This is a genomic window from Aerosakkonema funiforme FACHB-1375, assembly GCF_014696265.1.
GTDB lineage: Bacteria > Cyanobacteriota > Cyanobacteriia > Cyanobacteriales > Aerosakkonemataceae > Aerosakkonema > Aerosakkonema funiforme_A.
In genome coordinates this window covers 1-6390 of the sequence record NZ_JACJPW010000209.1, presented here as the reverse complement: position 1 = coordinate 6390, position 6390 = coordinate 1, and the positions used below count along the sequence as shown (strand labels likewise).

Here is a 6390-nt window from a genome sequence, read left to right as displayed (position 1 = left end):
TGTCAAGTCTTACAATACATTTGTACTATCCTGGGGTAGCGATCGCACTCCTGCAAGTGCCTTAACAAAAGTTCATACAGTGTCGATTACTTTTGTCCGACTACTTACTGCTGCTGTTGATTCAGCAGAAGTGCAGTAGATAAACGAGTTACTATCTGTTGGCACTTCAATCAATTCGACAAAGATGGGGTCGTTTCCTGGTTGAAAGATATGATGCTTGGCTATTTCCATTGTTCAATTCCTCAAATTTGGAGATTTTTAGAAGCTCTCTAAAAGCATCGTATTTTTTCTGCTTTTAATAAACTTCGCCAAAGCGGGTAATTACATTTAGTTAAAATTAACCCCTCTAGTTGGAGGGGATGCAATTTAATCCAGTTCTAACTGAATTTGTCGTTGTTGCTGTTGTTTGCCAAAAGCTTGGAAGTTCTTTATATCTAGTTCGGTAATTTGGCAAGCGTTTAACTGATAGGTTCCATCGGGAGCAAAAGCAGCTTTAAGAATTTCACCCCTATCAATAGCTCTAATTGAGAGAGTTAATTGAGGTTGATTCCATAGAATATTGTATTGACCGAGCGTTTGTCGATCTGAAGAGACAGTAATTAAAGCATCTAAAGCAATTGCAATTATCGTATCTGTTTGACTGCTCTGTTCAACTTTGGCTTCGCTAGTTTGTTCAGTAGGTTTATAAGGATTTGGCTGACGCGGTAGAGAAAGCGATCGCATTGAGGGATTAGCTTTTGATAAATTACTATCATCAGTATCAAATGTGTCCGAGGTAATCAAATCTACTGAAATGGTATCTGTATGCGTGTTTGTTTCGGGTAAAGATTTGTCCCTCTGAAGTTCGTGCGAATCAGCTATTGCTTCTTGTTGTTGCGTTAGCATTTTCAGAAGCTCGTTATCTTCTGAGTCATAGCTAATACCGCGATATTTCTGCAATCCATAAAAAGTGTATGCTTTACCCAATTGAGTGCCATTAAAAGCTATGTCATTTAGCTGGTAAGAAATGCCTTTAATGCAGCCAGTTCTCGTCATTCTAATTTTTATTTCTACACCTTCAGACTGCAATCGTTCTATCAATTCTGGCATGGTCGATCGGGAGGCGACACACTCATCTATTAGGGATTGCAATTGCACGCGCACGCTCTTTTGTCCACTGTCACGATTTTTCCGATATTCTGCTGTTGTCTGCGCTCGTTTTTCTGATTCCCAACTGGGTGCTATAGTTTCTAAACTGTACTTAGCTTCTAGCGATCGAATTACTTCTTGGCTTTTGTAATAGTCCCAGCTATCATCTACTACTGTCCCGTCAAAGCGAATGCGACTGCCTATAATATGGATGTGGTCGTGTTCGGTATCGGTGTGTTTAGCTACAACATATTGGTTATTATCGAATCCTATTGCTTTCATGTAGTCGTCTGCTATGCTACACCAACGTCGATCGTTTTCTGCATCTGAATCGAGTTTTTCTTTGGCGTCTACTGACAAAGTGGCATGGAATACTGCTATTTTGAGATGTGGTTTAAGTTGTCTGGTAATGGCAAATTCGGTACTGAGTGCTTCAGCAGTTTGTCCGCACATAGTACCACCGATTATGTAAGCGCCTTTTTTGCCAAGTACGTAATCGAGACAGCCTCTAAATCCTTTACCTTTGATTTGTTTACCGATCATCTATCTTTGCGTTGATTGAGCGATTTGGGCTGCAAGGGTTTGAATTAAAGTTTGGTTTTCTTTGAGCAGTTGTTGAACGTTTTGTAATAGCGATCGATTCACTGCTACTGGCTCTCCTAGCATGACGGAAGTGTTACAAGCTTTGGCAATTTGATTGAGGTTGTTACCAGCTTGGCGTAGTTCGGTATTAATTTGGCATAAGACTTGGTACGCTTTGAGGTCGAATGCTGCTAAGGGACGGGGCATTGCTCGTCTTGCTACAGTACGACGGACAAATTCGCTCATGGTTAGATTAACTTCTTGGGCTAAAGTTTCGATTTGTTCGTACTCTGCTTCAGTTAATCTCAATTCAAACCTTTTTGACAGTATTTCTTTATATTTAGTATGACGATTGTTTTTCAGTTTCATAGGGTACTATCTACTATCTAAAAGTTATCCCATGTTAAAGAAGAATCCTATTTTCTGAAAACCTCTTACAAGCTGAAATTGACCCCCTCTAACGATTCCCTCCAAGTGGAGGGGATTCATCGTTAAAGTTTTTAAGCAGCATAATATAATATCTGTACTTTATAGATGAGGTGGCTTGACGAGCGATCGCATTCTCTTAAATCACACAGATGTTTCTATGTAATAGACACCCCAGATACTGCAAGTAAGGCTATTCCCTGCTTCAAAGTGTCATCCCATTTCCCACTAGGTTTTTACTTAATATTCTGTTAATTTTGTAGTATTAGTACTTACAAATTGTAATTAAATCTAATAAAAAGCTTAAGCTGTCTTTATCCCTCCGTTGCGGTTTGGTTTCCGCACAAGGAGGGGAGTCTTTGATTATTTTCTAAGCACTAAAAAGTCAATTTGTACGGACAATACCATTGCTTGCTACTAACAATGAAGCGTCATTCTCAGTCATTTCTTTTAACTGTCAATTTTTGTGGTGTGATGTGGTTAAATGTGGTGGAGTGTGGAAAAAAGGTATTTAATTGCTAGTTAGTGATGAAGAGATTGCCACATCAAACCACATCTAGCCACACTGCTCCTCATTACTCCCCATACAACCACAAGTCGATTTGACCTAAGATTTGTTATTTTTGGAGTTTTTTATCAGTCAGGTACAGCGTTAGATTTTTTGACCCTCTCAATCCCCGAACATGGTCGTGGTGAGGAGCAGGCCACAGGCTGCAAAATGCTTTGGATGAGGTATTACCAGAGAACTGTTCAGCCCCAGAATTAATCGAGCATCTTCGGACTAATGGCAGAATCTCTACCTCTCGCCACTCAATCAATTAGTCAACAACAATGGGAATATGCTGCGATAATTTCCCCGATTGCTATTGATAAATTTAATTTTGAATCCAATCAAGGTCGAATTGAAAAAACTTCAAAAGATACTTTGACCGTTAAGGGCAGAAATTACTGCTTAAACTAAGGTTGTCTTGGAGGTTTTTTATATACGTTTAACCAGAGCTTTAATTGGATAAGCCATAACGGTTCAAACGGATTTTTATCGAGTTGTTTGCTTAATGCAACCTTGAGTAAATGCCATCTTTTGTGTTTTACAAAAACGACTCATCGCTTTAGATAAAGACTCAAGACTTTGAAGATTCCGAATCCAACGCGCCCAGAGTAGCTGATTGTCGGTATAACTCCACTCTCCTTGAAGGAGCGTTGCCGTCGAATGATATGTTGCCAATCCGTCAACGAATGCAAAACGAAGCCAAGAAAGCCCATCAAATATATCAGCTCCACAAAGAAAATATGAAATAACCGTGAGAGGCTCTAGACACCCAAAAATATGTATAGGCGTTTGAAGCCCCTGTTCTTGTAAAGCTGCACGTATTCTCAATAAATTCTGACATCTTTCTAAAAGAGTCTCCCCAAGCTCTTTTTCTGTAATGCCGAGTATTGAAAATGAAGCTAGATTATGAGCATTTTTAATTAAACTGTTGACATCAACTAACTTAGCCCCCTCGCTTTCAGGTTTGCATAAAAAATCTGATGCTACCTCTGGATATTTTTGAAAAAGGGAATTAGCTGACTCTATCTGATTTGAAATTAATTGATGAGTTTCATGGTCATAACTAACAAATACCAGTTGGGATAAAGGTTGCCACCTATTGAGTATCATCTGATGGTAATCCGGTGTCCAATCTTTAGCATAGCGGTCATCTACATAAGCATCATTTAAGTCAACTACTAATTTAGCTTCATAACCGCCACTGTCTATGAAAACAACGTCAGAAGAATATATCTCTTCCATATTTAAATATTCATGGTATAGATCGTAGGCACTTACAAGGGAAACCTTGGAAAGGTATTTTTTCAGGGATATATAAATGTCCTTGACATAAGGAAAGCCCCGACTTGAAAATGATGGGATAACAAGTGGAGTACAAACATCAATCACAGAAATTTCCCGGACTCTACATATCTCAGCTACTTTCATGTAGTATCCTCCGGTCTAGACATGATGAACATTGCCCACAGGGAAAATCTCCACGACGCTCACAGCTAAACGTAAGCTCTACCGGAACCTGAGCTAAAGTGCAAAAATTAAATATGTCTGCTTTGGTGAACTCTAAAAATGGCGCTTCAACTTGAATACAACCTCCGAAGTAACCATCAAAAATTCGTTGGATATCTGCCATAAAAATTTTAGAACAGTCATAGTAGGAAGTTCCTGAATGAATTCCTATAGAAAATCGACCCTGTTTAGCGGGGAAAATACTAGCAGCCGCAAGCAGTAGTGTGGCATTGCGACAGTGATATTCACCTTGAGCGCTGACTATCGACAAACCCAAATCAACGGTAGTCAAAGGAATTGCATAATGTTGGGATAAAGCCAGAATGGAACGACGTTCGCCATCAAGACTGGGTTGACCATAATTAAAGTGAATGCCTCTTACAGTTGCTCCCCGCGCCAAATAGAAAGCTATCAGAGCGGATGAGTCTATTCCACCTCCAAGTAGTAGGTTTATTTGAGCATCTGACGGGAGCACAGATTTTTTGCCTCCTAGCTTGAGCCAGTTGTCCCCCAGTTTCCGCCAGATAGAAGCCTACTCCTCCTTACGAACACCTTTGAACGGTTCGCCATTTTGCTTAACGTCCATAAAATGTCCAGTTTCAGCGTTGCGCTTAACCCATTGCTCAGTTACGGGATTATAGGCTTGGCTGCGATTGTCCACAGCACCACGGCGGTAGCCCTTATCAGTATTCTTTGCCATCGGTCTATCACCTCTAAGTTTTTTCGCTAATGTAAAAGCACTTTTACATTTTAAATTATAATTAGGAAATATAAGACCAGCAAATTTGACAAACCGTTCAACGCCAAAGAGCGTTCATAGGGGAGAATCAGCTATGAAAGAGATCATCGCTGGCAATCTAACCCGCTACCGCAAAGGTCTAAACCTCTCTCAAGAGGAATTGGCATCCCTGGCGGGGGTGACTCGCCAGAGCATCCACAACTACGAGAACGCCAAAACCCTCCCCGATAGCAAAACCCTCTCGACTCTCGCCCGTGCTTTGGGCGTTAAGCTCGATGACTTGCTACGGAAAGAAAGCACCTTGGCGTTACCCAACTTCCGGTTTCGCGCCCATACCTCCTTTGACAAAAACCCCCAATTTGCAGCTCAAGTGTTGCGGCTGCTAGAAGACTACACCGCACTAGAACAGGCAGTCGGCATCCCCACTTATGCCCCAGAAAGCACCCCTTGTCACCAACTAGAAGGCAACGAAAAGCGGATTGCCGAAATTGCCACTCAGTTTCGTCACCGTTTGGGATTGGGAGATGGCCCCATTCTGAATTTGTTTGAAGCTGTGGAAGAGATTGGCTTAAAAGTGCTGCGCCAGGATATCCTAATCCCAGGGTTTTTTGGACTAAGTGCCTGTAGTCTGGCTCAGGGAGCTTTCGTTTTAGTCAACAGCTACAACATCACCATCGAACGGCAGTTGTTTACCCTGGCTCATGAAATTGGACACCTAATATTCCATCGAGACGAGTACCAAGACAACCTGATAGAAGAAGGAACCAAAGAAGAAGAAAAAGCGCGGGAAGCAGTTGCTAACCACTTCGCCAGTCATTTGCTAGTGTCTCAAGAGGCTCTAGAGCGAGCCTTAAATGTGTTCAGTAACGTGATTGAGTTAAAAGCTCACTTCCGCGTCAGCTACACCATGATGCTGATGCGACTGGAGCAAATGGGAAAGCTAAAGTATAGTGATGCCATTCAGAAAATACGTGGAGAATACAAGCGACAGACTGGTGAATCCCTCCCTAAAGAAAAAGAGATTGAGCCAGCATTAAGTGCTGAAGATTTCCCAGCCAACCAACGCTTTACTAAATTAGTTTGGCAAGCACTTTCAGAGGGCAAAGTTTCAGAATTAAAAGCCGCCGAGTTACTTAATTTATCTGTTGACTGCTTGCGGCAATCTCGTAAAGAAGCCAGGGTGTATGCTATCGATGCCATCTTCTGATTTTTCAGGGCGTAGCACGGTAGGACTGATTCTGGATGCTACGGCCCTGATTGACTTTTGCTGGCTTGAGGAGTGGGAATGGCTACAACAGCAGTACAGCCCTCTGTATATTGCCCAGGAAGTTTTGGATTCGGATCGGCTAGAAGTAAGTAGTCGGACAAAAGTAATCGACACTGTATGAACTTTTGTTAAGGCACTTGCAGGAGTGCCTTCGCACAGCGTGCCGTAGGCATATCGTGCATCGGCACAATT

At 41.7% G+C, this 6390-nt stretch carries 8 protein-coding genes; 3 read left to right on the top strand and 5 right to left on the bottom strand.

The genetic code is table 11. The features are described from left to right. Nucleotides 1-366 precede the first annotated feature (366 nt). Nucleotides 367-1671, bottom strand: a complete 1305-nt coding sequence (locus H6G03_RS36590; RefSeq protein WP_190475764.1) for a relaxase/mobilization nuclease domain-containing protein — start codon at nt 1669-1671, stop codon at nt 367-369. Continuing rightward, complete coding sequence (locus H6G03_RS36585; protein WP_190475762.1) at nt 1672-2079, bottom strand: plasmid mobilization protein; 408 nt, start codon at nt 2077-2079, stop codon at nt 1672-1674. An 841-nt stretch (nt 2080-2920) separates the two neighbouring features. On the opposite strand from H6G03_RS36585, the gene H6G03_RS36580 reads away from it, so the two are divergent. Then, nucleotides 2921-3097 (top strand): hypothetical protein, encoded by a 177-nt coding sequence (locus H6G03_RS36580; RefSeq protein ID WP_190475760.1) that lies wholly within the window; start codon nt 2921-2923, stop codon nt 3095-3097. Nucleotides 3098-3172: 75 nt separating this feature from the next. On the opposite strand, the gene H6G03_RS36575 is transcribed toward H6G03_RS36580, so the two are convergent. From H6G03_RS36575 to H6G03_RS36565, 3 genes are read right to left on the bottom strand one after another with little or no spacing between them, the layout of a single operon-like run. Continuing rightward, nucleotides 3173-4114: a hypothetical protein gene (locus H6G03_RS36575; protein ID WP_190475758.1), complete on the bottom strand. Its 942-nt coding sequence runs from the start codon at nt 4112-4114 to the stop codon at nt 3173-3175. Next, entirely contained in the window at nt 4101-4667 is a 567-nt protein-coding gene (locus tag H6G03_RS36570) for a 7-cyano-7-deazaguanine synthase (RefSeq protein WP_190475755.1), read from the bottom strand. Before H6G03_RS36570 ends, H6G03_RS36575 begins: the two co-directional genes overlap by 14 nt. A gap of 57 nt (nt 4668-4724) precedes the next feature. After that, nucleotides 4725-4892, bottom strand: coding sequence for a hypothetical protein (locus tag H6G03_RS36565; RefSeq protein ID WP_190475753.1), 168 nt, complete (start codon nt 4890-4892; stop codon nt 4725-4727). 133 nt (nt 4893-5025) lie between these two features. Between H6G03_RS36565 and H6G03_RS36560 the strand changes: the two genes are divergently transcribed. Both H6G03_RS36560 and H6G03_RS36555 read left to right on the top strand, forming a co-directional pair. Then, the gene (locus tag H6G03_RS36560; RefSeq protein WP_190475751.1) at nt 5026-6138 is read left to right on the top strand and encodes an ImmA/IrrE family metallo-endopeptidase; all 1113 of its coding nucleotides are present in this window, start codon (nt 5026-5028) and stop codon (nt 6136-6138) included. Further along, nucleotides 6125-6319 carry a hypothetical protein gene (locus tag H6G03_RS36555; RefSeq protein ID WP_190475769.1) on the top strand — a complete coding sequence of 65 codons (195 nt, stop codon included), beginning with the start codon at nt 6125-6127 and terminating at the stop codon, nt 6317-6319. The genes H6G03_RS36560 and H6G03_RS36555 overlap by 14 nt, the downstream gene beginning before the upstream one ends. Nucleotides 6320-6390: the final 71 nt, after the last annotated feature.

Coding starts and splice junctions, on each gene's coding strand:
- H6G03_RS36590 (WP_190475764.1), bottom strand. CDS start 1,671: ATGATCGGTAAACAAATCAAAGGTAAAGGATTTAGAGGCTGTCTCGAT.
- H6G03_RS36585 (WP_190475762.1), bottom strand. CDS start 2,079: ATGAAACTGAAAAACAATCGTCATACTAAATATAAAGAAATACTGTCA.
- H6G03_RS36580 (WP_190475760.1), top strand. CDS start 2,921: ATGGCAGAATCTCTACCTCTCGCCACTCAATCAATTAGTCAACAACAA.
- H6G03_RS36575 (WP_190475758.1), bottom strand. CDS start 4,114: ATGAAAGTAGCTGAGATATGTAGAGTCCGGGAAATTTCTGTGATTGAT.
- H6G03_RS36565 (WP_190475753.1), bottom strand. CDS start 4,892: ATGGCAAAGAATACTGATAAGGGCTACCGCCGTGGTGCTGTGGACAAT.
- H6G03_RS36560 (WP_190475751.1), top strand. CDS start 5,026: ATGAAAGAGATCATCGCTGGCAATCTAACCCGCTACCGCAAAGGTCTA.
- H6G03_RS36555 (WP_190475769.1), top strand. CDS start 6,125: ATGCCATCTTCTGATTTTTCAGGGCGTAGCACGGTAGGACTGATTCTG.